The 26,239-nt window shown below is 55.8% G+C and carries 25 protein-coding genes; 17 read left to right on the top strand and 8 right to left on the bottom strand.

Annotation, left to right across the window (positions count from 1 at the left end; all coding sequences use genetic code 11):
- The first annotated feature begins 65 nt into the window (after window positions 1–65).
- The 7 genes from QWJ10_RS00200 (at window position 66) to QWJ10_RS00170 (ending at window position 9,135) form a co-directional block, all read left to right on the top strand.
- Window positions 66–1,784 (top strand): GMC family oxidoreductase N-terminal domain-containing protein, encoded by a 1,719-nt coding sequence (locus QWJ10_RS00200; protein WP_289923392.1) that lies wholly within the window; start codon window positions 66–68, stop codon window positions 1,782–1,784.
- A gap of 70 nt (window positions 1,785–1,854) precedes the next feature.
- Complete coding sequence (locus tag QWJ10_RS00195; protein ID WP_289923390.1) at window positions 1,855–3,477, top strand: MFS transporter; 1,623 nt, start codon at window positions 1,855–1,857, stop codon at window positions 3,475–3,477.
- Between the two features lie 250 nt (window positions 3,478–3,727).
- Window positions 3,728–4,823, top strand: a protein-coding gene (gene prfB, locus QWJ10_RS00190; RefSeq protein ID WP_100217761.1) for a peptide chain release factor 2 whose coding sequence is annotated in 2 segments (ribosomal slippage) — window positions 3,728–3,799 and window positions 3,801–4,823 — 1,095 coding nt in all. Because the reading frame shifts where the segments join, the coding sequence is not laid out codon by codon here.
- Between the two features lie 62 nt (window positions 4,824–4,885).
- On the top strand, window positions 4,886–6,388 hold the full coding sequence (gene lysS, locus QWJ10_RS00185) for a lysine--tRNA ligase (RefSeq protein WP_010797608.1): 1,503 nt from the start codon (window positions 4,886–4,888) through the stop codon (window positions 6,386–6,388).
- A gap of 143 nt (window positions 6,389–6,531) precedes the next feature.
- Complete coding sequence (locus tag QWJ10_RS00180) at window positions 6,532–7,827, top strand: flavohemoglobin expression-modulating QEGLA motif protein (protein ID WP_019366558.1); 1,296 nt, start codon at window positions 6,532–6,534, stop codon at window positions 7,825–7,827.
- 38 nt (window positions 7,828–7,865) lie between these two features.
- Entirely contained in the window at window positions 7,866–8,603 is a 738-nt protein-coding gene (locus QWJ10_RS00175; RefSeq protein ID WP_010797610.1) for a TIGR00266 family protein, read from the top strand.
- A gap of 25 nt (window positions 8,604–8,628) precedes the next feature.
- Window positions 8,629–9,135 carry an O-acetyl-ADP-ribose deacetylase gene (locus QWJ10_RS00170; protein WP_289923384.1) on the top strand — a complete coding sequence of 169 codons (507 nt, stop codon included), beginning with the start codon at window positions 8,629–8,631 and terminating at the stop codon, window positions 9,133–9,135.
- A 54-nt stretch (window positions 9,136–9,189) separates the two neighbouring features.
- Here the strand turns inward: QWJ10_RS00170 and QWJ10_RS00165 are convergent, their stop codons facing one another.
- The 3 genes from QWJ10_RS00165 to QWJ10_RS00155 form a co-directional block, all read right to left on the bottom strand.
- A complete protein-coding gene (locus QWJ10_RS00165; protein ID WP_122043125.1) occupies window positions 9,190–9,963 on the bottom strand; it encodes an OmpA family protein in 774 nt (257 codons plus the stop codon).
- Window positions 9,964–10,009: 46 nt separating this feature from the next.
- Complete coding sequence (locus tag QWJ10_RS00160) at window positions 10,010–10,453, bottom strand: DUF4398 domain-containing protein (protein ID WP_026004043.1); 444 nt, start codon at window positions 10,451–10,453, stop codon at window positions 10,010–10,012.
- 245 nt (window positions 10,454–10,698) lie between these two features.
- On the bottom strand, window positions 10,699–11,037 hold the full coding sequence (locus QWJ10_RS00155) for a pilin assembly protein (protein ID WP_125888710.1): 339 nt from the start codon (window positions 11,035–11,037) through the stop codon (window positions 10,699–10,701).
- Window positions 11,038–11,161: 124 nt separating this feature from the next.
- Between QWJ10_RS00155 and ppc the strand changes: the two genes are divergently transcribed.
- The 8 genes from ppc (at window position 11,162) to QWJ10_RS00115 (ending at window position 18,814) form a co-directional block, all read left to right on the top strand.
- A complete protein-coding gene (gene ppc / locus QWJ10_RS00150) occupies window positions 11,162–13,801 on the top strand; it encodes a phosphoenolpyruvate carboxylase (RefSeq protein ID WP_289923375.1) in 2,640 nt (879 codons plus the stop codon).
- 275 nt (window positions 13,802–14,076) lie between these two features.
- The gene (gene adk, locus QWJ10_RS00145) at window positions 14,077–14,724 is read left to right on the top strand and encodes an adenylate kinase (protein ID WP_010797616.1); all 648 of its coding nucleotides are present in this window, start codon (window positions 14,077–14,079) and stop codon (window positions 14,722–14,724) included.
- Between the two features lie 161 nt (window positions 14,725–14,885).
- Window positions 14,886–15,074 carry a CsbD family protein gene (locus QWJ10_RS00140; protein WP_010797617.1) on the top strand — a complete coding sequence of 63 codons (189 nt, stop codon included), beginning with the start codon at window positions 14,886–14,888 and terminating at the stop codon, window positions 15,072–15,074.
- Between the two features lie 96 nt (window positions 15,075–15,170).
- The gene (tsaB, locus tag QWJ10_RS00135) at window positions 15,171–15,848 is read left to right on the top strand and encodes a tRNA (adenosine(37)-N6)-threonylcarbamoyltransferase complex dimerization subunit type 1 TsaB (protein WP_289923372.1); all 678 of its coding nucleotides are present in this window, start codon (window positions 15,171–15,173) and stop codon (window positions 15,846–15,848) included.
- Between the two features lie 160 nt (window positions 15,849–16,008).
- Window positions 16,009–16,365 (top strand): hypothetical protein, encoded by a 357-nt coding sequence (locus QWJ10_RS00130; protein ID WP_125888707.1) that lies wholly within the window; start codon window positions 16,009–16,011, stop codon window positions 16,363–16,365.
- A gap of 6 nt (window positions 16,366–16,371) precedes the next feature.
- On the top strand, window positions 16,372–17,229 hold the full coding sequence (locus QWJ10_RS00125; RefSeq protein ID WP_074827587.1) for a DUF72 domain-containing protein: 858 nt from the start codon (window positions 16,372–16,374) through the stop codon (window positions 17,227–17,229).
- Window positions 17,230–17,275: 46 nt separating this feature from the next.
- Entirely contained in the window at window positions 17,276–17,968 is a 693-nt protein-coding gene (locus tag QWJ10_RS00120; RefSeq protein WP_289923363.1) for an extensin family protein, read from the top strand.
- Window positions 17,969–18,028: 60 nt separating this feature from the next.
- Complete coding sequence (locus QWJ10_RS00115) at window positions 18,029–18,814, top strand: class I SAM-dependent methyltransferase (protein ID WP_010797622.1); 786 nt, start codon at window positions 18,029–18,031, stop codon at window positions 18,812–18,814.
- A 3-nt stretch (window positions 18,815–18,817) separates the two neighbouring features.
- Here the strand turns inward: QWJ10_RS00115 and QWJ10_RS00110 are convergent, their stop codons facing one another.
- The 4 genes from QWJ10_RS00110 to QWJ10_RS00095 all read right to left on the bottom strand — a co-directional run bounded on the left by QWJ10_RS00110 (window position 18,818) and on the right by QWJ10_RS00095 (window position 22,896).
- The gene (locus QWJ10_RS00110) at window positions 18,818–19,822 is read right to left on the bottom strand and encodes an AbrB family transcriptional regulator (RefSeq protein ID WP_150348645.1); all 1,005 of its coding nucleotides are present in this window, start codon (window positions 19,820–19,822) and stop codon (window positions 18,818–18,820) included.
- A 67-nt stretch (window positions 19,823–19,889) separates the two neighbouring features.
- Window positions 19,890–21,407, bottom strand: coding sequence for a tripartite tricarboxylate transporter permease (locus QWJ10_RS00105; RefSeq protein WP_289923359.1), 1,518 nt, complete (start codon window positions 21,405–21,407; stop codon window positions 19,890–19,892).
- A 1-nt stretch (window position 21,408) separates the two neighbouring features.
- The gene (locus QWJ10_RS00100) at window positions 21,409–21,867 is read right to left on the bottom strand and encodes a tripartite tricarboxylate transporter TctB family protein (RefSeq protein ID WP_122043119.1); all 459 of its coding nucleotides are present in this window, start codon (window positions 21,865–21,867) and stop codon (window positions 21,409–21,411) included.
- 45 nt (window positions 21,868–21,912) lie between these two features.
- Complete coding sequence (locus tag QWJ10_RS00095; RefSeq protein WP_289924510.1) at window positions 21,913–22,896, bottom strand: tripartite tricarboxylate transporter substrate binding protein; 984 nt, start codon at window positions 22,894–22,896, stop codon at window positions 21,913–21,915.
- 347 nt (window positions 22,897–23,243) lie between these two features.
- Here QWJ10_RS00095 and QWJ10_RS00090 point away from each other — a divergent pair, with 347 nt between their 5' ends.
- On the top strand, window positions 23,244–23,915 hold the full coding sequence (locus QWJ10_RS00090) for a response regulator (RefSeq protein ID WP_289923354.1): 672 nt from the start codon (window positions 23,244–23,246) through the stop codon (window positions 23,913–23,915).
- A gap of 13 nt (window positions 23,916–23,928) precedes the next feature.
- Window positions 23,929–25,386: a sensor histidine kinase gene (locus QWJ10_RS00085; protein ID WP_289924508.1), complete on the top strand. Its 1,458-nt coding sequence runs from the start codon at window positions 23,929–23,931 to the stop codon at window positions 25,384–25,386.
- Here QWJ10_RS00085 and QWJ10_RS00080 read toward each other — a convergent pair.
- Window positions 25,380–26,216 carry an HDOD domain-containing protein gene (locus QWJ10_RS00080; RefSeq protein WP_197872724.1) on the bottom strand — a complete coding sequence of 279 codons (837 nt, stop codon included), beginning with the start codon at window positions 26,214–26,216 and terminating at the stop codon, window positions 25,380–25,382. The genes QWJ10_RS00085 and QWJ10_RS00080 overlap by 7 nt on opposite strands.
- Between the last annotated feature and the right edge of the window lie 23 nt (window positions 26,217–26,239).

Below are 26,239 nucleotides of genomic sequence, written 5' to 3'. Positions count from 1 at the left end.
CTTGTTCTGAAATACTCCGTCTAGCATGAAGAGCAATAACAAGTACAACAAGAGCAGATGTTCTGATGACCACTCTTCCGAATTCATACGACTATGTCATCGTTGGCGCAGGTCCTGCCGGTTGCCTGCTGGCCAATCGGCTATCGGCTGATCCTTCGGTTCGCGTGTTGCTTCTAGAGGCGGGCGGCCGTGATACCTATCCCTGGATTCACATTCCTGTCGGCTATCTCTACTGTATCAATAATCCCCGTACTGACTGGTGTTTCAAGACCGAGCCCGAACCTGGTCTCAACGGGCGGGCGCTGGGTTATCCGCGCGGCAAGGTGATGGGAGGTTGCTCTTCTATCAACGGCATGATTTATATGCGTGGTCAGGCGCGTGACTATGACGAGTGGGCGGCTGCGGGTAATGCCGGTTGGGGTTGGAAGGATGTCTTGCCGCTATTCAGGCGCATGGAGAATCACTACGCAGGAGCGTCTGAGTTGCATGGGGCGGGTGGTGAGTGGCGCGTCGAGCAGCAGCGCCTGAGCTGGGATATTCTCGAAACATTCCGTCGCGCAGCGGCAGAGTCGGGCATTCCTTCGGTCGAAGACTTCAATACGGGTGACAATGAGGGCTGTGGTTTCTTTCAGGTCAATCAACGTAGCGGAGTTCGATGGAACGCAGTCAAGGCCTTTCTCAAGCCTGTCCGGCAGCGAGCCAACCTGACGATCGTGACCGATGCCGAGGCGGATCGGGTCATCCTGGAGGGCGGACGGGCCCGTGCCGTTCAGGTCGTGCGGGAGGGGCAATTGCAACGCTTCGTCGCGCGTCGAGAAATTATCCTGTGCAGCGGCGCCATTGGCTCTCCTGCCATCCTGCAACGCTCGGGTATTGGTCCGCGACCGCTACTGGAGCGACTCGGGATTGGTGTTCAGCATGAGCTGCCCGGCGTTGGCGCAAACCTTCAGGATCATCTGCAGTTACGGCTGATCTACAAGGTTTCGGGCATTCATACGCTCAATCAGATGGCCGGTAGCCTGTGGGGTAAGCTGAGCATGGGCTTGCAATACGCACTTCGCCGCCGCGGCCCGCTAGCCATGGCGCCGAGTCAGTTGGGTGCTTTTGCTCGCTCGGACCCCAGCCAACCTTCTGCCAATCTGCAATACCATGTTCAGCCCTTGTCGCTGGATCGCTTTGGCGAGCCGCTTCATACTTTTCCTGCGTTCACGGCCTCGGTGTGCAATCTACGGCCGGAGAGTCGGGGGCGAGTGGAAGTTCGTTCGGCAGGGCTGGATGCTGCGCCGCTGATCCAGCCGAACTATCTCAGCCATGAGGCGGATCTCAAGGTTGCTGCCGATGCCATTCGCCTGACACGACGCATTGTCGGCTCGCCGGCTCTGGCACCTTATGCTCCGGAAGAATACCTGCCGGGTCCGGTCTTTCAGACGGAAGAACAGCTAAGAATGGCTGCCGGCAGTATTGGTACTACCATCTTTCATCCTGTGGGGACCTGCAAGATGGGGGCAGGTCCCGAGGCGGTCGTGGATGCTCAGTTGCGCGTTCATGGGATACCGGGGCTACGTATTGCCGATGCGTCGATCATGCCCACTATCGTGTCGGGTAATACCTGCTCACCTACGTTGATGATCGCGCAGAAGGCGGCCGAACTGATAGTGGCAAGCCAGCGAGACGAGCGGCTGACCCATACTGCCCAGACGACCGACGTGAGCCGGAGCGGCTGGCAATCTGAGCAACACAAGGCAATCTCAACGAAGGCAGTACCGCTTGAACAGGCCGTATGAGGTTCTGGCGTCCCGCAGTGAATAACAATGACAACAGACACTGAGACCCCACGAGGGTCGGGAGACAAGCATGGCAGAATATGCCCAGGCCAGCGGCTACAGCCGCACCGTCAGCAGCACCCGTGAAGAGCGCAAGGTTATCTTTGCCTCTTCTTTGGGGACCGTGTTCGAGTGGTATGACTTTTTTCTTTACGGCGCCCTGGCGGCCGTGATCAGCAAGCAGTTCTTCGCAGGTGTCAACGAAACTACCGCCTTCATCTTTGCCCTGCTGGCTTTTTCGGCGGGCTTTCTGGTCAGGCCGTTTGGTGCACTTGTCTTTGGCAGGCTAGGCGACAAGATCGGCCGCAAATATACATTTCTGGCAACCATCCTATTGATGGGTGTTTCTACCTTTGGGGTTGGATTGTTGCCTACCTATGCCTCCATCGGACTTGCCGCCCCCATTTTGTTAGTTACGTTGCGATTGCTTCAGGGGCTGGCGCTGGGTGGCGAATATGGAGGAGCCGCCACTTATGTGGCTGAACACGCACCGGCTGGCAAGCGGGGTAGCTATACCAGTTGGATTCAGTCAACAGCAACCCTTGGGCTTCTGCTTTCGCTACTGGTCATTCTGGTCTGTCGGAAGCTGACCGGTGACGCATTCGAAACCTGGGGCTGGCGCTTGCCGTTCCTGTTTTCGATTGTGCTGTTGGGTATCTCAACCTGGATTCGTCTGTCGATGCACGAGTCCCCGGCGTTTCTCAAAATGAAGTCCGAAGGCAAGACGAGCCATTCTCCTATTAGGGATTCGTTCACCCGCTGGAGCAATTTGCGCGTTGTGTTGATTGCGTTATTCAGCATCAATGCCGGCCAGGCAGTAACTTTTTATACCGCGCAGTTCTACGTCCTGTTCTTTCTGACGCAAATGCTCAAGATGGACGCCGCCCTGGCTAATACACTGCTTATCATCTCGATTGTCATCGGTGCGCCTTTCTTTGTCTTTTTTGGTTGGCTGTCCGATAAGGTCGGTCGCAAGCCGATTATGATGCTAGGACTGCTGCTGGCAACGGTTTGCTATTTTCCAATCTTCAAGGCTTTGGGGCATTACGCCAATCCGGAGATTGATATGGCCAGCCGGCAGGCACCGATTACCGTCGAGGCGGATCCTGCCACCTGTACCTTCCAGTTCGATCCTGTCGGCAAGGCACGCTTCGACAGTCCGTGCGATCGGGTCAAGGCACTTCTGGTAAAGCGCGGCCTGCCTTATCAGACCGCTGAAGGTGCCGCTGGCAGTGAGATCGTCGTACGGGTAGGGCAACAGAAAGTACGCGGTTATGATGCGGCTACCCTGAGCGCAGCAGTGGACGCAGCCGGTTATCCACAAAAGGCTGATCCGGCGGCCATCAATCAGGGCATGGTCGTGCTGTTGATCGTTGCGCTGATTTTGATCGCTACCATGACGTATGGTCCATTGGCAGCATTGATGGTGGAACTGTTTCCGACCCGTATCCGATATACCTCGCTATCGCTGCCATACCATGTTGGCAACGGCTGGTTCGGCGGTCTGTTGCCTACCGTGTCCTTTGCGCTTGTCGTGTATACCGGCGATATTTTTTATGGCCTGTGGTATCCAGTGCTTATTACTGGGGGCAGTCTGGTGGTAGGCCTGCTGTTCCTGCGTGAGACCCGTCATGTCGATATTCACGCAGATTAAGCGCACTCAAAGGTCTGGGCTGTGTAGGCCGCGCTGTAAACTGTGCCGCCTGTATCGGATGTCGTACCGGTAGGCGCCAAGCGGCATGAGTCGACCGGAGCCTGCAGCAGTGCTTTTCCATGCTGCTGTAGGCCATTCGGAGGGGCTGAATAACGGAGGGACGAACAAACACCCGCAAAGGCTGCCGGATCGGAGCCGGTTGCAGTATACTCGCAGGCTTTTCCACGTTTTCCGCGAGTGATTGCCAGCCATGGAAATCAACCCGATTCTGAACAGTATCAAAGACCTCACCGGACGTACCCAGACCATTCGGGGGTATCTTTGACTACGATCATAAAAAAGATCGTTTGACCGAAGTTGAGCGCGAGCTCGAAGATCCAAGCGTCTGGAACAAGCCTGAGTACGCTCAGAGCCTTGGCAAGGAGCGCGCCCAGCTGGCTCAGGTAGTCGAAACCCTTGATGAGCTTTCCGGTGGTCTGGCCGATGCAAACGACCTGCTGGAAATGGCTGCCGAGGAAAATGACGAAGGCGCTGTCAACGATGTGGCCACCGAAGTCGAGCGTTTGCGCGAGATTCTCGAGAAGCTCGAGTTCCGTCGCATGTTCAGTGGCGAGATGGATCCGAACAATGCCTACCTCGATATCCAGGCTGGTTCCGGCGGTACAGAGGCTCAGGATTGGGCCAATATGCTGCTGCGTATGTACCTGCGCTGGGCGGACAAACACGGCTTCGAGACGACCATCATGGAGTTGTCTGAAGGTGAAGTGGCAGGGATCAAGGGCGCAACCGTTCATGTGAAGGGTGAGTATGCGTTCGGCTGGCTCAAGACTGAAATCGGCGTACATCGCCTGGTTCGCAAGAGTCCATTCGATTCGGGCAACCGCCGCCACACGTCGTTTACGGCCGTCTTCGTTTCGCCGGAGATCGATGACAACATCGAAATCGAGATCAACCCAGCCGACCTGCGGATCGATACCTACCGTTCCTCCGGCGCGGGTGGTCAGCACGTTAACACCACGGACTCGGCGGTGCGTATCACCCACGTGCCCACCAACACGGTGGTCAGCTGCCAGAACGAGCGCTCCCAGCACGCCAACAAGGACACCGCCATGAAAATGCTGCGGGCCAAGTTGTATGAGCAGGAAATGCAGAAACGTACGGCCGCTTCCCAGGCGTTGGAAGACTCCAAGTCCGATATCGGCTGGGGCCACCAGATCCGCTCCTATGTACTCGACCAGTCGCGGATCAAGGATCTGCGTACCGGCATCGAGAACAGCAACTGCGATGCGGTACTGGACGGCGACCTGGACGAGTTTATCGAGGCCAGCCTCAAGCAGGGCCTGTAACACTACCTTAAACGCCTTCTCCGACAGGGGAGGGCTGATCCCGTGATGGAAATACCCAGACCATGAGCGAACAACCTTTAGACCAACATGCCCAAGAGCAGGAACACAACAAGCTGATTGCCCAGCGCAAGGAAAAGCTTGCAGCCCTGCGCGCCGAGCAGCGCATCGCGTTCCCGAATGACTTCCGCCGCGACAGCTACTGTGCGGATCTGCAGAAGGCCTATGAAGGCAAAAGCAAGGAAGAGCTGGCCGAAGCGGGCATCAAGGTCAAGATTGCTGGCCGCATCATGCTCAACCGCGGTGCGTTCATGGTTCTTCAGGACATGACCGGCCGGCTACAGGTTTATGTAGACCGCAAGAAGCTGCCAGCGGAAACGCTGGAAGCCATCAAGACCTGGGATCTGGGCGATATCATCGCGGCCGAGGGCACACTGGCCCGCTCTGGCAAGGGCGACTTGTATGTAGACATGGACAATGTTCGTCTGCTGACCAAGTCTCTGCGTCCTCTGCCTGACAAGCATCACGGCCTGACCGATACCGAGATGCGCTACCGTCAACGCTACGTCGACCTGATCGTCAACGACGACGTCCGCCATACGTTCCGTGTACGCTCGCAGGTGATCGCTCACATTCGCCAGTTCCTGCGGGATCGTGACTTCCTCGAAGTCGAAACGCCCATGCTGCAGACCATCCCAGGCGGTGCGGCGGCCAAGCCCTTCGAGACGCATCACAATGCGCTGGATATCGATATGTTCCTGCGTATCGCTCCAGAGCTTTATCTGAAGCGACTCGTGGTGGGTGGCTTCGAGCGCGTGTTCGAGATCAACCGCAACTTCCGTAACGAAGGCGTATCGACTCGGCATAACCCCGAATTCACCATGCTTGAGTTCTACCAAGCGTATGCCGATTACGAAGACAACATGGACCTGACCGAGGAATTGTTCCGCGAGCTGGCCATGGCGGTTTTGGGTACCACCGATGTGCCGTATCAGGGCAAGGTCTTCCACTTCGGTGAGCCGTTTGCACGCTTGTCCGTGTTCGACTCGATCCTGAAGTACAACCCCGAGATCAGCGCTGATGATCTGCGTGACATCGAGAAAGCACGTGCGATTGCCAAGAAGGCCGGTGCGGACGTCAAGGGCTTCGAAGGGCTTGGCAAGCTACAAACCATGATTTTCGAAGAGCTGGTCGAGCACAAACTGGAGCAGCCTACGTTCATTACTCAGTATCCGTTCGAAGTCTCTCCGCTGGCCCGTCGTAACGACGACGATCCAAGTGTGACTGACCGCTTCGAGCTGTTCATCGGTGGCCGTGAAATCGCCAACGCCTATTCCGAACTTAACGATGCGGAAGACCAGGCTGAGCGCTTCCACGCTCAGGTGGCCGATAAGGACGCCGGTGATGACGAAGCCATGCATTTCGATGCCGACTTCGTGGCGGCGCTGGAATACGGCATGCCGCCAACGGCAGGTGAGGGCATCGGTATCGACCGTCTGGTCATGCTGTTGACCGACTCTCCGTCGATCCGTGACGTAATTCTGTTCCCGCATATGCGCCCGCTGTAAGCAGTTGCTGTAAACAAAGAACCGCCTTTATGGCGGTTCTTTTATTTCTGGCGTACCGAGATCTGTCGAACCGCCGTCTACCCAGGCAGTCGATACGCTATCCTGCATACGTCAGGGTTTGTCTTCCCTGTAATGAGGTGGGCATGAATTCACGCAAGGTGAAAAACCAGTACCAAGAGACGATTCGCACGCTTTCCGATCGTATCGTGGCGGCCCAGGCCCCCATCCGGATTCTCGATGCGGTGAAGTGGGATGATGAGGTCAAACAGCGCTTTCTCGATGGCAAGGGCAAGATGCTACCCCCGGTGGATCGCGCCTACTATGAGCAGCGGCCGTTGGGGTTCGACCCGGATGAGGTCAAGGGCGAGTTTCAAAGCATCGAGCGGGAAGTGACCCGGCACCTGGGGCAATTCAGCCCGGTGGGGCAAATCATGCGGCGTATGTGCCGTGAGTACCGCATGGTCGTGCGGATGCTTCAGGCGCGAGGGACGCGAGATTTTGGCCTGATCTCCCAGGAACTCTATGGGGCAGCGTCCGATGCCTTTCATGCCGGTGACCCGACTCTGGCGGATCTAGGCATGATGATGTCGGACTATCTGAACAACATTGATAAGCGCAGCGATCTCAAAGACGAGCCCAAGACACTCAGCGCCAAGGAAGCTGCACCGATGCTGCAGCAGCGCCTGAATGCAGTATTTGGAGAAGACGAAGGCACTATCCGTGTGTTCGAATCAGATGGAATCGTTGCCGACGCTGCCGCAGGCGCGGATTACATCAAGATCCGGGCGGACGCCATGTTCAACGAACGTGATATTCGTGCGTTGGAGGTTCATGAAGGGTTGGTCCATGTTGGGACAACACTGAACGGTCAGAATCAGCCGATCTGCACCTTTCTCTCGAAAGGACCGCCATCGTCCACCGTTACGCAGGAAGGCTTGGCTATCCTCATGGAGGTCATTGCCTTTACTTCTTACCCTTCACGCCTGCGCAAGCTAACCAATCGTACCCGTGCTATTCACATGGCAGAGGAGGGTGCTGATTTTCTGGATGTCTTCCGCTTCTATGAGGAGCAGGGTTACAGCCTGGAGGATGGTTACCAGAATGCCAGTCGCGTATTCCGCGGTTCTACGCCTTCCGAGTTACCGTTTACCAAAGACCTCTCCTATCTCAAGGGCTTCATTCTCATCTACAACTATATTCAGCTGGCCGTTCGTAAGGGCAAGGTAGAGCAGATTCCCCTGTTGTTTTGTGGCAAGACCACCCTGGAAGACATGCGCATTCTGAGCCAGCTGGTTGAAGAGGGTCTGGTCGCGCCGCCCAAATACCTGCCGCCCCAATTCCAGGATCTCAATGCCTTATCGGCCTGGATGTGTTTTTCCAACTTCCTGAACCATCTCAGCCTGGATCGAATCGAAGCGGATTACGCCAATATCATTTGACCACGCCGACGCCTTGTGTCGGCTTACAGGAGTAAGCCATGCCCAGTCATGAGATCGATTACCGCATCATTGGCGAGTCTATGCAGGCGGTGGAAATCGGACTTGATCCCGGCGAGACCGTTATCGCCGAGGCAGGTGCCATGACCTATATGGAAGAGGACATCGATTTCACCGCCCGCATGGGGGACGGATCCGGCGGAGTGCTGGGCAAGCTGTGGAGCGCTGGTAAACGCATGATGGGCGGCGAATCGCTATTCATGACGCACTTCACCAATGAGGGGAAGCGCAAGCGTCATGTAGCCTTCGCTGCGCCTTATCCAGGACACGTTGTGCCGGTTGACCTCTCAGCTATTGGCGGTACGCTTTTCTGTCAGCGCGATGCCTTCCTCTGTGCTGCGCTAGGTACGCGTGTAGGCGTAGCGTTTACCCGCCGCCTGGGGGCCGGCTTCTTTGGTGGTGAGGGTTTCATCCTGGAAAAGCTGGAAGGCGATGGTCTGGCCTTCATGCATGCGGGCGGTACGGTCATTCGCAAAGAGCTCAATGGGGAAACGCTCCGGCTTGATACCGGGTGTCTGGTTGGTTTTACCGAAGGTATCGATTACAGCATTGGCTTGGCAGGCGGCCTACGCAGCATGCTGTTTGGCGGTGAGGGCTTGGTATTGGCAACCCTAAAAGGACACGGCTCCGTATGGGTCCAAACGCTCCCTTTTTCACGTCTCGCTGAGCGCGTCTATGAAGCAACGACCAAGGCGCAAGGCGAGAAAGGCAGTGAATAGCCATCCATTGCTCGTAGAGGTTTGAATGAAAATTCGGGTATGGCAAGGGGATATTACCGCGTTGGATGTTGATGTCATCGTCAATGCGGCGAATGAGTGTCTGCTAGGCGGGAGTGGCGTTGATGGCGCGATTCACCGGGCAGCGGGTCCTGAGCTCTTGGAGTATTGCCGACGACTGGGCAGATGCCCGGTTGGAGAGGCCAGGCTTACGCCTGGTTTCAATCTTCAGGCCCGCTTCATCATTCATACCGTCGGGCCGGTTTGGAGCGGAGGCAATTCAGGTGAGCCCGAGCAGTTAGCGCGGTGTTATCGAAACACGTTGGCGCTGGCTGAAAGTATCGATGCCCGTACCCTGGCCTTTCCTGCGATCAGCTGTGGTGTCTATGGATATCCTGCGGAGCAAGCGGCACGCGTTGCGGTATCCGCTCTCCAAGAGCCCAGACCGGAAGATAGCTCGGTTCGTGAAGTCATCTTGGTAGCGTTCTCCACTGAAATGGCAGGGGTATTAACTAACGCTACGCTTATTGATTAATCACCCGCCCATAAAAAAGCCCGGCATTAGCCGGGCTTTTAGGACGGTCACCTATTACATGCGTGGTGCAACCGGATTCGCGTCGTTGGAAATAGTAACCTCTACGCGACGATTCATGGCGCGATCAGCTGCAGTAGAGTTGCTAGCTACCGGGAATGCCTTGCCATAGCCTCGGGTTACGATGCGATTAGGCGATATGCCCATGCTGACCAGCGCGGTCTTGATAGCATTCGCACGGCGCTCGGACAGCTGCTGGTTGTACGAGTCAGAACCCGTGCTATCAGTGTAGCCTTCAACAATGACCTGACGTTCTGGGTTCTGCTGCAAGAAGCTGGCTAGCTGCTGAACGTTGGTCATGCCTGCGGGCTTAAGTGTGGCCTGGTTCAGATCGAATAATACGTTGCCGAAGGTTACGACAGTACCACGATCCGTCTGTTTGGCGTTAAGCTGGCTTTGCAGCTGCTTGAGCTGCGCAGTACGGGCATCCAGACGAGCCTGGGTACGCTGTGCGTCAACGCCTTGTAGCTGCTGCTCGGTCATACGCAGTTTGACGGTTTGCATGGCCAGTTGAATGCGCTGGTTGGCCAGGTACGCTAGCTGGTCGACTTTCTTTTCATTCTCGCCTTCACGGTAAGCGCGGCTGGCTTTATCTACCCAATCGCCTGCATCTTTGGTTTCCAATGCCGCTAATTGAGAAGCTTGGGGCTGTGCCTGCAAGGCAGCATAGTCAGCCTGGGCCTTCTCAAGGTTCGGGTTCGGTGGAGTCGAACAGGCAGCCAGGGCGATGCTCAGGGCAGATACGGCAGGGATAAGAAACTGTTTACGCATAACATTCATCCTTTAGGCATAAGACGGGAATAGGGGATGGGTCAGCTTATTGCTGGCGTTGGTTCTGCTTTTGCTGCAGCTCGCCGTTGATCATCCCTTCCTCGCGGATCTGCTGAATGCTCTTCTGAGCGTCCTGGAGGGCTGCATCAGCCTTGGCAGCCTGGGTCTTGCGAGTTGCGAGACGTGCGTCCCACTCGGCCTGCTCAGCCAATTGCTTGGCCTTTTCGTAGTTCTTTTCGTTCAGTGCTGTTTGAGCCTGTGTCCACTTGTCTTGGGCGGATTTAGTTTCCAGCGGAGCGTACTGGTTACCGCCACCACTTACCGCTTCATTGACTGCGGATTGAGTAACGGCCATCTGCTCACTAGGCGGATCACCTGCGCAGCCGGTCAGGATCAGTGCACTGCCTAGCGCCAGTGCAGCGAATTTAAGACCACAGGCCTTTTGTATCGATTTCTTGGCAGTCAATGTATTCATAGGGCTCAGCTCCATTAATAGTCCAAACAGCTAAATTGTTCCCTGGCTGACAGGGTGGCCGAGGCCTTTTATTACCTTCGCTATTTATCGGATCGAAGGTTATTGACAAAAAGCCTCTTATTTACTGACTAACGTATGGACCGCTTCAAGTCACGAAATGTTCATCCTTTGTCTAAAAATCCATAGCACGCTAAGCGGTAAAACAGCATTTCAATCTAGCTAATGGCTTGTTCTGGCTAGGGTTATTGTGCGTCTGCCGATCATGTAGACGAATCGTTTTTGTTGAGCTCAGCCAGGTACTTCTTCGACAGTTCCAGAAATCGTGGCGTAGGGCCAGCATCTTCATAAAGTGGATCACCCAGCTCGTCCGTTGCTACGACTCGCTGTCCCTTGACATAGGGAAAACTGGCTTCAAGCTCCTCTAGCGCCGCGCCTACCAGCTCAGCCAAGAGTTCTTCTACGCTACGCTTTGGATACATTTCGTGGAGGGCATGCAACCGGGCCGCGGATTCAAGGTCCAGAACCAGGTTGTAGTGTGCGTGGGCCATACGGCCTGTAGCGTTCTGCTCCCATTCCTGTACGAGCTCGCTGATCTTCATGAGAAATCTCCGTCGCCTGACCGTTTCGTTGCAGTTCTACAAAAGCTAGACAGCAGAGTGTCGTACGAGGTCCCTGGCGCAGGTGTGCTAGAACAACAAAGAGAACAACGAAAGAGGGATAAACATGGTCGTCGAGATTGATGTTCGTCTGCGGGAAGATGTTCACCGACTGGGAGAGCTGTTAGGGCAGACCATTTCCGATCAGTATGGTCCTGCCTTTCTGGAAAAGATCGAGCGTATCCGAAAGGGCGCGAAAGCTTCGCGTGGCGGGTCGCTCCGTGGCGAAAGACAGCTGTCCGAGACGCTCAATTCGCTGGATGAGTCCGAGCTGCTACCAGTTGCCAGAGCCTTCAACCATTTCCTGAACCTGGCCAATATCGCCGAGGAGTATCATCGTATCCGTCGGCGTGGCGCTGACGAGCCGGCACCGTTGGAAGACCGGGTGCTCCAGGAAGTTTTGTCCCGTCTCAAACAGGCGGGGCACACTGGGCCAAAGCTTGCCGAGCAGCTGTCTCAGCTGAGTGTCGAGTTGGTTCTCACGGCGCATCCAACGGAGGTTGCTCGCAGAACGCTGATTCAGAAGTACGAGGAGATTACCGAACAGCTGGCCGCCCAGGATCACGATGATTTGACGGCTGCCGAGCGGCACGAGGTGCAGCAGCGACTGCGCCGCCTCATTGCGGAAGCCTGGCATACCGAAGAGATTCGCCGACAGCGGCCCACGCCTGTCGATGAGGCCAAATGGGGATTCGCCGTTATTGAAAACTCGCTTTGGCATGCAGTACCCAGACTGCTGCGACAAGTAGACGAAACCTTACAGGAGGCTACTGGAGAACGTCTGCCTTTGCTGGCAACGCCTGTTCGATTCGCTTCCTGGATGGGCGGCGATCGTGATGGAAATCCGAATGTAACGGCTACGATAACGCGCGAAGTACTGCTGTTGGCACGCTGGATGGCGGCCGACTTGTACATGCGTGATGTAGACCGCCTTGCATCGGAGCTTTCCATGCAGCGTGCCTCGGCTGAACTCATGGCAGAGGTAGGTGATACACCTGAGCCGTACCGCGCCCTGCTCAAGCAACTACGCGAGCGACTCAAAGCCACGCGCGACTGGGCTGCCAGAGCCGTTCATGAGCCTCATATCCCCAGCACAGGGGTGCTTGAACACAATGAAGAGCTCCTGGGGCCTCTCAAGCTCTGCTATGAGTCGCTCCATGCTTGCGGAATGGGCGTTATCGCTGACGGGCCGTTGTTGGATGCGTTGCGTCGCGCTACTACCTTCGGACTTTTCCTGGTGCGGCTGGATATCCGTCAGGATTCGACCCGCCATGCGTCAGCCATGAACGAAATTACAGAATATCTGGGGCTTGGCAGCTATGCCGAATGGGATGAAGCGCGTCGGCTGACGTTTCTGGAGACCGAGCTTTCCAATCGCAGACCCTTGCTGGCACCGGATTACACGCCCTCGGCAGACACTGCCGAAGTGCTTGCAACCTGCCGTGTAATTGCCGAGGCACCTGCAGCGGCGCTGGGGTCCTATGTAATATCGATGGCGGGCTCAGCGTCAGATATCCTGGCCGTGCAACTCTTGCTCAAGGAAGCAGGCGTACGTCGACCCATGCGGGTGGTACCTTTATTCGAGACACTGGATGATCTTGATCATGCAGGCGAGGTCATTGAAAGCCTGCTGGCGCTGCCAGGCTATCGCGAACGGCTTCAGGGACCCCAGGAGGTCATGATTGGCTATTCCGACTCGGCCAAGGATGCAGGAACCCTGGCTGCGGCCTGGGCGCAGTACCGTGCCCAGGAAGCCTTGGTAGACATTTGCAGTCGGCAGGGTGTCGAACTCATCCTGTTCCATGGGCGCGGAGGCACGGTGGGACGCGGTGGCGGTCCTGCCCATGAGGCGATCCTTTCGCAGCCGCCAGGTTCGGTCTGCGGCCGTTTCCGGGTAACGGAGCAGGGCGAGATGATACGCTTCAAGTTTGGTCAGCCCGATATCGCGCGGCAGAATCTCAACCTTTACCTGGCTGCTGTCTTGGAGGCTACATTACAGCCGCCTCCAGTCCCTGAGCCGGAGTGGCGGGCTGACATGGATCGTCTGGCTGCAGACAGCCTGAAGGCTTATCGTGGCGTGGTACGGGAGCATCCCCAATTCGTTGACTACTTCCGCAGGGCTACGCCTGAGCAGGAACTGGGCCGTCTGCCCTTGGGCAGCCGCCCGGCGAAGCGGCGTGAGGGCGGGGTGGAAAGCCTGCGTGCCATCCCCTGGATTTTTGCCTGGACACAGACCCGCCTGATGCTGCCTGCCTGGCTAGGCTGGGAAACAGCGTTGGCTAGGGCCCTGGAGCGGGGTGATGAGCAGCGGTTACAGCAGATGCGTGAGCGCTGGCCGTTCTTTCGTACCCGCATCGACATGCTGGAAATGGTTCTGGCCAAGGCTGACGGAGACATTGCCCGGCTCTATGACGAACAGTTGGTGCCTGAGCAGTGGCGTGCGCTAGGGCAAGAGCTACGCGACCTGTTGTCGCAGGCGGAGCGCTCTGTACTGCGTCTGACCGGTCAGTCCGAGCTGCTGGCTCACAACCCTCAAACGCGGGCGTTTATTGCCGTACGTAACATCTACCTTGATCCGCTACACCTGCTTCAAATCGAGCTGCTGGAACGTTCTCGGCAGGCTGGAGAGGGCACGGCAAGCCCCCTGGATCAGGCCCTGCTGGTCAGCGTTGCAGGCATTGCGGCAGGCCTTCGCAATACGGGCTGAGGGCCAGTTCTGCTGTTTGAAAACGTCCTGTCTGCTCCTCTTGAGGAAGCAGCAGGACGGTCAGCCAGGCAATCCTTCCATTTCATCTGGAAAGCACGAATAAATCCCTGCGACTTTTAGTGGCTTGTGCCCCCTCGTGATGCTGTGTATTTTGAATCCCCTTGACCGTCAAACGGCCAAATAAAACATCGAGACAGCCTGAGGATCGCAATGGCTCTGTTGAGCGGGCCACTTCAAGGCAAGTCCTGGATACCATCATTTAAGGAGCGACGTGCATGCGCGTGATACTGCTAGGGGCGCCCGGTGCCGGTAAAGGTACTCAGGCTCGGTTCATTACCGAGAAGTTTGGCATTCCGCAAATTTCCACTGGGGACATGCTGCGTGCTGCCGTCAAAGCCGGGACTCCGCTAGGTCAACAGGTCAAAGGCGTCATGGACAGTGGTGGCCTGGTTTCCGACGAGATCATTATTGCCTTGATTTCCGAGCGTATTCTGGAAGCCGATTGCTCCAACGGCTTCCTCTTTGATGGTTTCCCTCGCACCATTCCACAGGCCGAGGCGCTGAAGAATGCTGGTGTCACCATTGATCACGTGCTTGAAATTGCCGTGGATGATGAAGAGATCGTCAAGCGTATGTCGGGTCGTCGCGTACATCCGGCTTCAGGTCGTGTGTACCACACGCTCTACAATCCGCCGAAAGTCGAAGGTAAAGACGACGAAACCGGAGAAGATCTGGTTCAGCGTGAAGATGACAAAGAAGAAACCGTACGTAAGCGTCTCGATCTGTACCATTCCCAGACCAAGCCGCTGGTAGACTTCTACCAGAAGCTAGCAGATGCTGAAGGTACGCCGAAGTGCAGCCGGGTTGAAGGTGTCGGGTCGGTCGAATCGATTACGGCTAAGGTACTCGAAGCGCTCAAGTAAAGGTGTTTCCATCTGTTGCCAAACGGTCCTTTCAGGGCCGTTTTTAGTATCTGAAGGGAAAATGCAAAAAACCAAAAGCCAGCCTCTCAAACAAGAATAGTTGAACTCCTCTGTCTTGCGCTCAGTCCTAATAAGGCACACAACGAAATTAGGAGAATGCCATGAGCAGCACAACAGATAAGATCAAAGGCACTGCGAACGAAGTAGCGGGTAAAGCCAAGCAAGGTGTAGGTGAGGCCACCGATAACCAGAGCCTCAAGAATGAAGGCGATACCCAAGAGATCAAGGGTAAAGGCCAGAAAGTGGTTGGCGATGTCAAAGATGGCGTCAAGAAAGCCGGCAACTTGTAAGCTCTAGAGATTCCATCAACGGCCATCTTCGGATGGCCGTTGTCGTTTCTGGAACTTATACTGGCAGACTTTGCTGTTTTGTCTGGATACCCACCGATGCCTACGCTGTTGGCCATTGATACTGCTACCGAAGCCTGTTCTGTTGCGCTCCTTCATGAAGGAAGCGTCATGTGCCGCTATGAAGTGATTCCCCGTATGCATGCACAGAAAGTGCTACCCATGGTTCAAGAGCTCATGGCTGAATCAGAACTTGCGTTAACGGCCATAGACGCCATCGCATTCGGTCGCGGGCCTGGCGCATTTACCGGCGTGCGTATTGCGATTGGTGTTGTTCAAGGATTGGCTTTCGGCCTAGACCGGCCAGTGCTGCCGGTATCCAATCTGGCTGCACTGGCGCAGCGGGCTTATCGTGAGCGAGGCGTTAATCAGGTAGCCGCCGCTATCGATGCACGTATGGATGAAGTCTACTGGGGTTGTTATCGCCTGGAGCAAGAGGTGATGCAACTGGTTGAAGTTGAAGCGGTGCTTCCTCCCGAGCAGGCGCAGCTTCCAGCAGGCAGCGCAGGAGAATGGTTTGGGGCCGGTACAGGATGGGGGTATGTTGGCCGCATAGCCGCTTCTGTTGCCGAAACGGATGGTAATCTTCTGCCCCATGCCAAGGATATCTTGGCCCTGGCGACGTATGCATGGAGTCAGGGAGGCGCCGTACCAGCAGAAGAAGCGCAGCCCGTCTATTTGCGTGATCAAGTTGCCACGCCTAAGCAGCCACGCTGATCCGGCCTCGACAGCAACAGGCGACAGGCGGTAAAACACTGTGTGTATTACTGAGGTCAACAGATGAACTGCTGATTTCATCGACCGTATGGTATTTGAGATAGTTTGCTAAGCGCAGGCGATCTCATACAGTGGCGATACTGGCAAAAGGGCATTAATCATGCGTATCGATAGCTACACTTCCTCTTATTCATTAGATCGTCCTGGTCGTAATCGGGCGGACAGCTCGTATTATGAGATACAGAATGAGGAAGAAGTCCGTCGTGAGCAGCCCGCTACGGGTAGTGTTTCCTCGCAGGGGTTGGGTACTGCGCCACTGATTCGCAGAGTCGAGTCAACCCAGCCAGATGATGAAGTGACCAGTGATGCTCAGCTGCTGACAGCGCGGGAATATGTTCTCTATGAACAGCCGATCAGCGCCCGTAGCGCACGGGCCATTGCCAGTTACGACAGCATTGCCATGCTGCCACGAGATACCGGGGCCGCTCAGGTAGTAGGCCTGGACTTTTATGTCTGAAGCTTGATGCTGCCTTATTACATTGGTTGCCCATCATGGAGTGATCCTCACTGGCGAGGTTCACTCTATCCAGCATCTACACGATCCTCGGAATTTCTTCCGCGCTATGCTCAGGTGTTTAACGCGGTAGAGGGAAACACCACGTTCTATGCCGAGCCCTCTGTCGAGACGGTATCGAGATGGGCTGAGTTGATGCCGGATCACTTTCGCTTCTGCGCCAAGTTTCCTCGCGAGATCAGCCATGACGGTGATCTAAGAGCCTGCTTATCCCATGCGCATTCCTTCATGCAACTGCTGGTCCCGTTAGGGAGGCGTGTCAGCCCATACTGGCTTCAGTTTTCTTCAAGCTTTGGTCCGAATCGACTGGCCGAGCTGGCTGATTTTCTGGATGCACTGCCTTCTTCAGGGCGAATAGCAGTAGAGGTGCGACATGACGATTTTTTCAGCAAGGGTATGGCTGAGCGTGAGCTCAACAATTTGCTGATGGCCAGAAATGTCGAGCGTATCGGACTAGATTCCCGTGCCTTGTTCAGTAGCGAACCGGTTTCCGATGTCATCCGTGACGCGCAAGCCAAAAAGCCTCGCGTGCCTGTCCGTGTTCCTGCTTTTACCCAATCACCACAGATCCGCTTCATTGGTCGGTTGGAACTTGAGGCCAATGATATCTATCTAGAGCCTTGGGTGAATAAATTTGCAGAGTGGATCAAGGAAGGGCGTACCCCTTACATATTTCTGCATACACCTGACAACCGTCATGCACCTGAACTCGCCATGCGTTTTCATGCGCAACTGCAGGAGCGCTTGCCGGAACTACCACCATTGCCAGTCATGGCTGAGCCTGTCGAGCAGCTAGGCTTGCTGTAAGCCAGATCATATACGCTAGTCATGACCGCTCACCGTCAGGACAGGTATGCGTTACGTCTTTGCTCTAATGTGCTTGATCATTCTGGTGGCCGGGATCGGTCTGGCCTATGACTGGATCCGTGTTCCGCCTCAATGGAATCCATTTAAGCCGCTTGATGTGCGACAGCCACCCAATTTTCTGACCCGATACAAGCTGATGAGGCTGCAATACGATCCTGAGCTATGCGCACAGGCGTTGCAGACGTCACCGCTGCGCTACGCCCAGATGCCTGCTAATGCCGGGACCAAGCAGTGCCCGCTGGAGAATGTCGTTAGGGTGCAACGCTCCAATGTAGCCTTCAGCGGCAGTTTCCTTGCGACATGTCCTTTAGCAACAGCCTACGCCTTGTTTGAACTGCACACGTTACAACCAGCAGCAGAGGCCGTTTTCGGGCAGCGTGTCGTCAGTGTCGAGCATTTTGGAAGTTTCGCCTGCCGCAATATCTATCATCGTGCCAATGCCCGTCGTAGTGAGCATGCTACCGCCAATGCGTTGGACTTGGCTGGCTTTCGCCTGGAGAGCGGACAGCGCATTACCGTAGCGCGTGATTGGAAAGGGGACGATAGCAAGGCACGGTTCTTACATTTGCTTCGAGAAGGAGCCTGTAAATCCTTTAACACGACGCTGTCTCCAAATTACAACGCGGCGCACCATGACCACTTTCATCTCGACATGGGGAGCTTCCATGTGTGTCGTTAAGCGTGCCTATCCAGCAGCGCTCTGGCAGAATGCGGGCTTTGCTTCTTGATTGACCTTGTCATGATTACTGATCCAAGTGCTGTCGCCGTTTCCATCCAACCGCTTGATGCCGCATGGCAGGGACAGGCAGATGCCTTGGGCTTGCAGCTAGGCCTGCCTGTCACTCAAGCGCCTGAGACGGATTTTGTGCTTCAGTTGGGGGAGTCGGGTCTTCAACTGGTTCAGCGTGGCCCAGATGCGCCAGGACCGGTGCGGGTTGATCTTTTGGAAGGTGCAGCAGCGCATAGGCGACGGTTTGGAGGCGGCAGTGGGCAGATGATTGCCAAGGCTGTCGGTGTTGGCACAGGCATACGTCCGAGTGTACTCGACGCCACGGCCGGCCTTGGCCGTGATGCCTTCGTTCTGGCGACGCTGGGCTGCGCGGTCACATTAATCGAGCGCCAGCCCTTGATTGCTGCTCTGCTTGAGGACGGTCTAAGGCGTGCAACAGGCGACGAGGAAGTCGGCGCTATCGTGGCGCGCATGACCCTTCTCAAGGGAAATGCCATTGAGCTGATGCGGAAGATGGATGAGGCACCTCAAGTGATCTACCTCGATCCCATGTTTCCCCATCGTGATAAGTCGGCGCTGGTAAAAAAGGAAATGCGCATTTTTCGTCCCTTGGTAGGTGATGATCCTGACGCACCAGCCTTGCTTGAGGCTGCCCTCGGGTTGGCTAGTCATCGCGTGGTGGTGAAGCGTCCACGCAAGGCGCCTCCTATCGAGGGGGCGAAGCCCAGTTATAGTCTGGATGGCAAATCCAGTCGCTACGATATTTATCCCAAAAAGGCGTTGGGCAAGGGCTAGTCGCTAGTCAGTCGCTCGGCGCATCCAGAGCCGATAGACCGGTTGTGCCAGGAAAAGAACCAGCAGCAGCCGAAGCACCTGCATGGCGGTGACCAGCGGTACCAGCAAATGCAATGCTTCGGCGGTCAGGCTCATCTCGGCGATACCTCCAGGTACCATCCCCAGCAAAAGCGAGCGGGCATCGAGTCCGGTCAACCAGCCCAGTCCCATTGCAATAGGGGTGGCAATGAGGATGGCCAAGCAGGTAGCCAACACCGTGCGTGCCATGAAGGCGGGCGCCTGGCGAAAGAAGGGGCGATCGAAATAGCATCCTAGTGAGCTGCCAATGAGCCACTGGCCGATGTCCCCCGCTCCTGCAGGCAAGCCGATATTCAAATTGAATGTCACGCTGGCTGTAATGCTGGTCAGGAGAGCGCCCAATTGCCAGGCGTTTGGCAGTCGCAGCTTTTGAAAGATGAATGCCAGACCGGCACCGGCCACCATGATGGGCAATAACCAAGAAAAACTGATTTCAACAGTGTGCGAAACAAGAACATGCTCGCCAGCAAATAAATACTTGTAAGCTGCCGGAACGCTTAACAGCACAAACACCATTCTCAGGCTCTGAGCAGCGGCCACTCGAGCCAGTACGGCGTCATTGCGTTTGGCCAGATTGACCATTTCATTGGCGCCTCCAGGCATGCTGGCAAAAAAAGCAGTTGCACGGTCCTCGCCGCTGCGTCGTAATAAGACAATGCCTATCACACTGGCGGTGACGGTCAGCACCGTGCCAAGCACAATGATCAGCGCGTGCGCTGCAATTTGCTCAACAATGGTCTGGTTGAAGTGCAGGCCAATGCCTGTGGCGATCACCCATTGGCCTCCTTTGCGCGCGTGAGGCATTTCCTGAGTCAGCCAGCCACAGCAGCGGATAGCGATAACTCCAAGCAGTGATCCGATCATCCAGGGAAGGGGCCAGTGCGCGAGACTGGCCAAGTATCCTCCGGCCGCTCCGGCCAGGGGAGTCATCCACCAGGGCCGGAGCGAGACGATCAACGTGTGACAGAAACGCTTCACTGTTTGGTTTTTGCCTTTATCACGCGTTGGCCAAGTTGGCTTTACGGCGAAGAGAGCGACGACGCCAGATGCGAACTATCGGCAGGATCAACATGACGATGACCAGCAGCCATACGATTTGGCTGATGCCACTGGACCATAGAATGTCCATGCTGCCATTGGAGATCGAAAGCGCCCGGCGCAGGTTCTGCTCCATGAGGCCGCCCAGAATGAAGCCCAACAGCAGCGGCGACAATGGGAAGTCCAGCTTGCGCAGGATGTATCCAATGATTCCGATGATCACCATGAGGATCAGGTCAAACGTTGTCGCATGCACGGCATAGACGCCAATTGACGTGATGATGGCAATGATGGGGACCAATGCCCAGTTCGGCACGGCCAGGATCTTGGTGAAAACCTTGATCATGGGTACGTTCAGGATGAGCAGCATCACGTTGGCAATGAACAGCGAAGCGATCAGACCCCAGACCAGCGTAGGCTCGTTCTGAAACAGAAGCGGGCCAGGAGTGATGTTGTACAGCGTAAGGGCGCCAATCATGACTGCTGTCGTTCCCGACCCTGGAACACCCAGTGTCAGCATAGGGATCATGGCGCCACAGCAGGACGCACCGATCGCGGTTTCTGGCGCAGCAAGGCCGCGAAGGTCTCCTTTGCCAAACTCACCCTTTTCACCAGCCATGCGCTTTTCAGTCATGTAGGCCAAGGCACTGGCCAGTGTCGCACCCGCACCGGGCAATACACCCATGACAAAACCGCCAACAGCGCAGCGTAGGTTGGTCAGAAATACCGACTTGGCTTCCCTGAAGTTAAACAGCATGCGACCTGTTGCCTTGACAGCTTCCTGGCCATGGTGGGTTTTCTCAAGCAACAATAACACCTCGCTTACTGAAAACAGGCCCAGGACCAGCACAACAAACTGGATGCCGTCTGCCAGATGGATGCTGTCAAAGGTGAATCGATAAACACCACTGTTGGCATCAATACCGATGGCCGCCAGGAAAAGCCCTAGCAGCGAGGCGACCAGCGTCTTGACGGGTTTGTCACCCGCCATGCCCGCCAGACAGACAATGGCAAAGACCATCAGCACGAAGTATTCAGCTGGGCCAAAGGCAATTGCCCATTTAGCCAGCAGCGGGGCAAACAGTACCATGCCGCATGTCGCCACGAAGGCGCCAATGAAGGAGCTCCAGGCCGACAAGGACAGGGCTACGCCGGCCAATCCTTTACGGGCCAGTGGATAGCCGTCCAGGGTGGTCATGAGCGTTGATGCTTCGCCCGGGATGTTCAGTAGAATCGACGAAATACGTCCGCCGTATTCACAGCCAAGGTAAACCGCTGCCAAAAGAATCAAAGCGGATTCAGGCGGCAGACCTAGTGCAAACGCTACCGGGATCAACAGGGCCACCCCGTTGATAGGGCCTAAGCCTGGGAGCAGGCCAACCACGGTTCCGATCAGCGTACCGATCAGGGCGATAATAAGGTTGGTAGGCGTTAAGGCAACACCAAAGCCTTGGGCAAGAAAATTCAGGGTTTCCATCTTAGATCTCCAGGCCGTCTAGGATGCCCAAGGGCAGTGGAACGTCCAGAATGCGATCGAACAGGATGTATAGGCAGATGGACATGACAATGCTGGTCACGAGGCTGGGCAACCAGCGCCCGCCATAGAGTCGAGCAAACAGAAAGCCTGCAACGATGCTGCTGGGAACAAAGCCGAATGGCTCGAACAGCAGGGCGTAAGCCAGTAGCAGCAGAACGCAGCTGACTACCTTGCGCGCAGTCGGTGCATCCATGGGTTGTTCGTCATGGGCGTGATCAATTGGCGTAGGCTTGATCAGAAGGTAAGCCAGCCCTGCTGACATCAGTCCCAGCATCAACATGGGGTAGGCGCGGGGGCCGACCGGCTCGTAAGAGAACGGTGCCTGATAATCCAGAGCAAGGTACATCATGACCAGGCCGGCAATTAGCCAGACGCCCAGAAAGAGACGTTGAAAAAGCATGGCATTTCCCTCGGACGCTCCGCCTGCGCGGAGCGTCAGGTAGCGTTATTGGATCAGGCCAAACTCTTTGGCCATGCCCCGGTACTTGGCAACTTCTTTCTGTACGTAGGCATCTAGCTCACTGCCAGTCATAGCAAATGGGAAAAGCTCACGCTGGTCGCGTAGTTTGGCAAAGTCATCCGAAGCCAGCAGTTTGTCGAAGGAGGCTTTCCACCAGTTATAGTCTTCATCACTGACTTTCGGGCCGAGGTAATAGCCGCGCACTACAGGCCATACGATGTCGTACCCCTGCTCGCGAGCGGTGGGGATGTTGGCCATGGCAGGCTCATCCAAACGGTTTTCGGAAAAAACCGCCAGGATTCTCATATCACCGCTCTCGATGTGAGGCATGGAGTCAGAAATATCCGTACTGCCTACTTGGATATGCCCACCCAGCAGAGCCGTTGCGATCTCGCCACCGCCTTCCAGTGAGACATAGCGGAGGTCACGCGGATTGATACCCGCGGCCTTGGCAACGAGGGCGGTCTGCATCCAGTCCTGGCTACCGACGGTTCCGCCAGAGCCAATGACCACTTTGCCTGGATCCTTTTTAAGCGCTTCGACCAGATCGCCAAGGGTCTTGTAGGGGGAATCATTCTTTACGGCGATGGCACCGTAACTGGTTCCTACCGCTGCCAGCCATTTAACGGCCTTTTCATCGAAGCGGCCAAACTTGCCCTGTGCCAGGTTGAGCAGGGAGCCGCTTGAGAACGCAACGATCGTTCCGCCTTCCTTGGGGCGTTGTGCCACGACGGTATTGTAAGCCACTGCGCCTACACCTCCTGGCATGTAGGTAACCCGCATAGGTTTTTCTAGCAGCTTGGTGTTTACCAGCGCGCTCTGGGCAAGTTTGCAGGTCAGGTCGAAACCACCGCCTGGAGAGGCTGGTGCAATACATTCAGGGCGTTTGGGTTCAGCTTGCAGCTGTGTAGAGAGCATTGCTGCAACAGCAGCGATTGCCAGGGGGCGTAGGGATAGGGCCATGGTTATCTCCTTTGTTTTTATAGTGCGGAACGGCAACGGAGCAGCGTGATTCCATTGCTAAAGCAATCTTGCGTCAGTTAAAAACTGATAAGTAGACAGGTAGCGAGCCTGGCGGCTGGCGAAGTGCGTAAACAGGGGAGGGCGGAAGAGTTTTCGACGAGGCGAGTACGCGACGGGTCTGCATAATGGGATTCCGTATTGTTGTTTTTGTAGGGCCTTTGGTGCGTATAAGGCTTATTAACCTGATCGTAGTGGCACAAGCTTTCACGAAGCTTTCAATCTGAAAGGATCTAGACCATTTATCAGTCGCTCTAGGTACACTGAGAAGACCTAACACGATTTCGGAGAATCGAGTGCGTATCCTGCTCGTCGAAGATCATCTGTCACTGGCTGAAAGTGTGGCGCAGGCGCTGAAGGGAGAAGGTTGGACTGTTGACGTCATCAATGACGGTGTCGCTGCTGACCTGGCACTGGCAAGTGAGGAATACGCATTGGCCATTCTGGATGTCGGGTTGCCGCGAATGGATGGCTTCGAAATCCTGGCCCGTCTTCGTGAGCGGGGTAACCGTTTGCCGGTATTGATGCTGACGGCGCGCGGGGAAGTGAAGGATCGGGTTCAGGGGCTTAACCTAGGGGCTGACGATTACCTGGCTAAACCCTTCGAACTTACCGAGCTTGAAGCTCGAGTCAAGGCGCTGCTTCGACGCAGTGTGTTGGGCGGCGAGCGCCAACAGCGCTGCGGCCCGCTCGTCTATGACCTCAACACCCGACGCTTCACGCTTGATAATGAACCCTTGACCCTGACGTCGCGCGAGCAGGCAGTGCTTGGCATTCTGATTGCCCGACCCGGTCGGGTGATGAGCAAGGAACAACTGGCTTCCCAGGTCTTTGGTCTGGATGAAGAAGCCAGCCCTGAAGCCATCGAAATCTATGTACATCGTTTGCGCAAGAAGCTTGAGGCCAGTGCTGTTCGTATCGTGACCTTTAGAGGGCTGGGCTACTTGTTGGAGTTTTCAGGTGCTTGAGCGCAGGGAAGGCGTGAGGGTAAGCCCGGAAAGTTCTGAAGCTAATAGCAGCGTTATCATCGAGGGCAGTCTGCGGGGTCGATTGCTTGGTCGTCTGGCTGTTTTGCTGGCCTTGTTATTGATCGTGAGCAGCCTTAGCGCCTATATCAATGGTCGCCAGGTTGCCGACACCGCCTATGACAGGACGCTTTTAGCATCAGCCCGAACCATTGCAGCCGGGCTGTCTGCAGAGGACGGTACCCTGAGGGCCGATGTGCCCTATGTCGCGCTAGATACCTTTGCTTATGACAGTGCCGGCCGAATCTATTATCAGGTGCTCGACATCGAAGGGCATCTGACCTCCGGGTACGAAAATCTTCCGCCACCGCCTCCGGATACGCCGCTGACTCAGGACTATCCTGCCTTGGCGCGTTTCTATGACGGACAGTACCGGGGGCAAGGTGTACGGGTTGTCAGTTTGATGCAGCCGGTCAGTGAAACCAATATGAACGGCATGGCTGAAATACGGGTAGCGGAGACAGAGCAAGCTCGTGAAAACATGGCGCGTAGCCTGCTGGTTGATACCTTGTTGCGGCTCTGCCTTCTTTCCGTGGGAGCTTTGCTGCTGGTTTGGTGGGTTGTAAGCGTAGCGCTTCAGCCGCTTGAGCGATTAAGGGCTGCGGTTGAGGAGCGTCAGGCGGACGATTTGCGTCCGCTGCCCAGAGTGGTAATTCAGCGTGAACTGTTTCCCTTGGTAAGTGCCTTGAACCAGTTTACAGCCAGGCTGAGAGGACTCTTCGAGCGTCAGGCTCAGTTCATTGCCGACGCCGCCCATGAATTACGTACACCACTGGCCGCGCTAAAGGCTCGCCTTGAGCTGGGTGTTCGTGAGCAGAGCCCGCAGCAATGGCATGCAACCCTGCTTGATGCCCAGCGCAATACAGACCGTTTGGCTCATCTCGCCAATCAGCTCCTGTCCCTGGCAAGAATTGAAAGCGGGGCACAGGCCATTGCCGAAGGTGGAGCAGAGCGCATCGAATTGGGAGCCTTGGCCAGAGATCTTGGTCTTGCGCTTGCGCCGTTGGCCTATAAGCGAGGTGTTTCGTTGGAGCTGGAAGCGGAAGCTGAGGTATGGGTAAAGGGCGAGCCAACCTTGCTCAATGAGTTGTTATCCAACCTTATTGATAACGCACTGGCTCACACGCCTGAAAATGGTACGGTCATTATCCGGGTGCTCACACCTTGTATTCTTGAGGTCGAGGATGATGGCCCGGGTATTCCTGCCGATGCGCGAGCGCACGTTTTCGAGCGCTTCCACCGGCTAGATCCCCAGCGGGGCGGTGCCGGGTTGGGATTGGCTATCGTAGGAGAGATCTGCCGCGCCCATCAGGCTGCTATAACCTTGCATGATGGCGCGGCGGGAGGGCTGCGTGTAAGGGTTGTATTCCCTGACGAGCGCGTGATCCCCAATATCGATTGGACGGCCTATTGAAGGAAGTGCTTGGACTGTTCCAGTGCTTCCCCTAGATCCTCATCGGCCTTGATGTCGGTAGAAGGATCCAGCCCCAGCTTTCTGAAGGAAGCGATAGGCGTCCAGTCCATTTTAGTCAAGGGATGCTCCGTGCCGCTAAGGCTCTGCAGGTAAGCAACCTGAACAATGTCGGCATAATCCACGTTGGGCGTATTGCGCTCGAAGTCCAGATAATCCTGAGGCACGTTGGCAACGGACTCCTGGAAATCCCAGGCTTTCAGAATCCGGTGCCCTATCTTGGGATGGATTTCCTCGATTACACGATCCAGTGTCAGCGAGTTGGCCAGCAGTGAGCTGTGTTCTTCGGCATACGTCAGGATGGGTAGCACACCGATCTGATGCACCAGGCCCGCCAGTGCAGCCTGATCGGGAGAAAGGCGAGTGAAGTGCTTGCACAGAACATAGCTGATGCCCGCGATTTCCGTACTTTTAGCCCATACCTCACGCATCTTATGATCAACCGCGTCGGTAGTAGCTTGGAACATCTGCTCCATTGCAAGTCCGATTGCAAGATTGCAGGTGTAGTTGATACCTAGCCGATTGATAGCGGTGTGAAGATCCGTGATCTCGTTGCTAATTCTGAGCAGCGGACTGTTTACTACCTTAATGATTCGCGCCGTCAATGCCGTATCGTTGCCGATGAGCTTGCCCATGTCAGCGCTTGTGACATCCGGGTCCTCGGCTGCCTCGCGAACACGCAGGGCCACTTCAGGTAACGTTGGCAGAACCAGCTGATCGTTTTCAATGGCCTCGTTGAGCTCTTGAGCTACCTGTTCGGCAAGCATGATCATTCTTTATCCCTCGAAAAGCATTC

This window comes from Pseudomonas sp. WAC2, from assembly GCF_030403525.1.
In the GTDB taxonomy this organism is placed as follows: Bacteria; Pseudomonadota; Gammaproteobacteria; order Pseudomonadales; family Pseudomonadaceae; genus Chryseomonas; species Chryseomonas luteola.
This window is presented reverse-complemented; position numbering and strand designations above follow the sequence as displayed.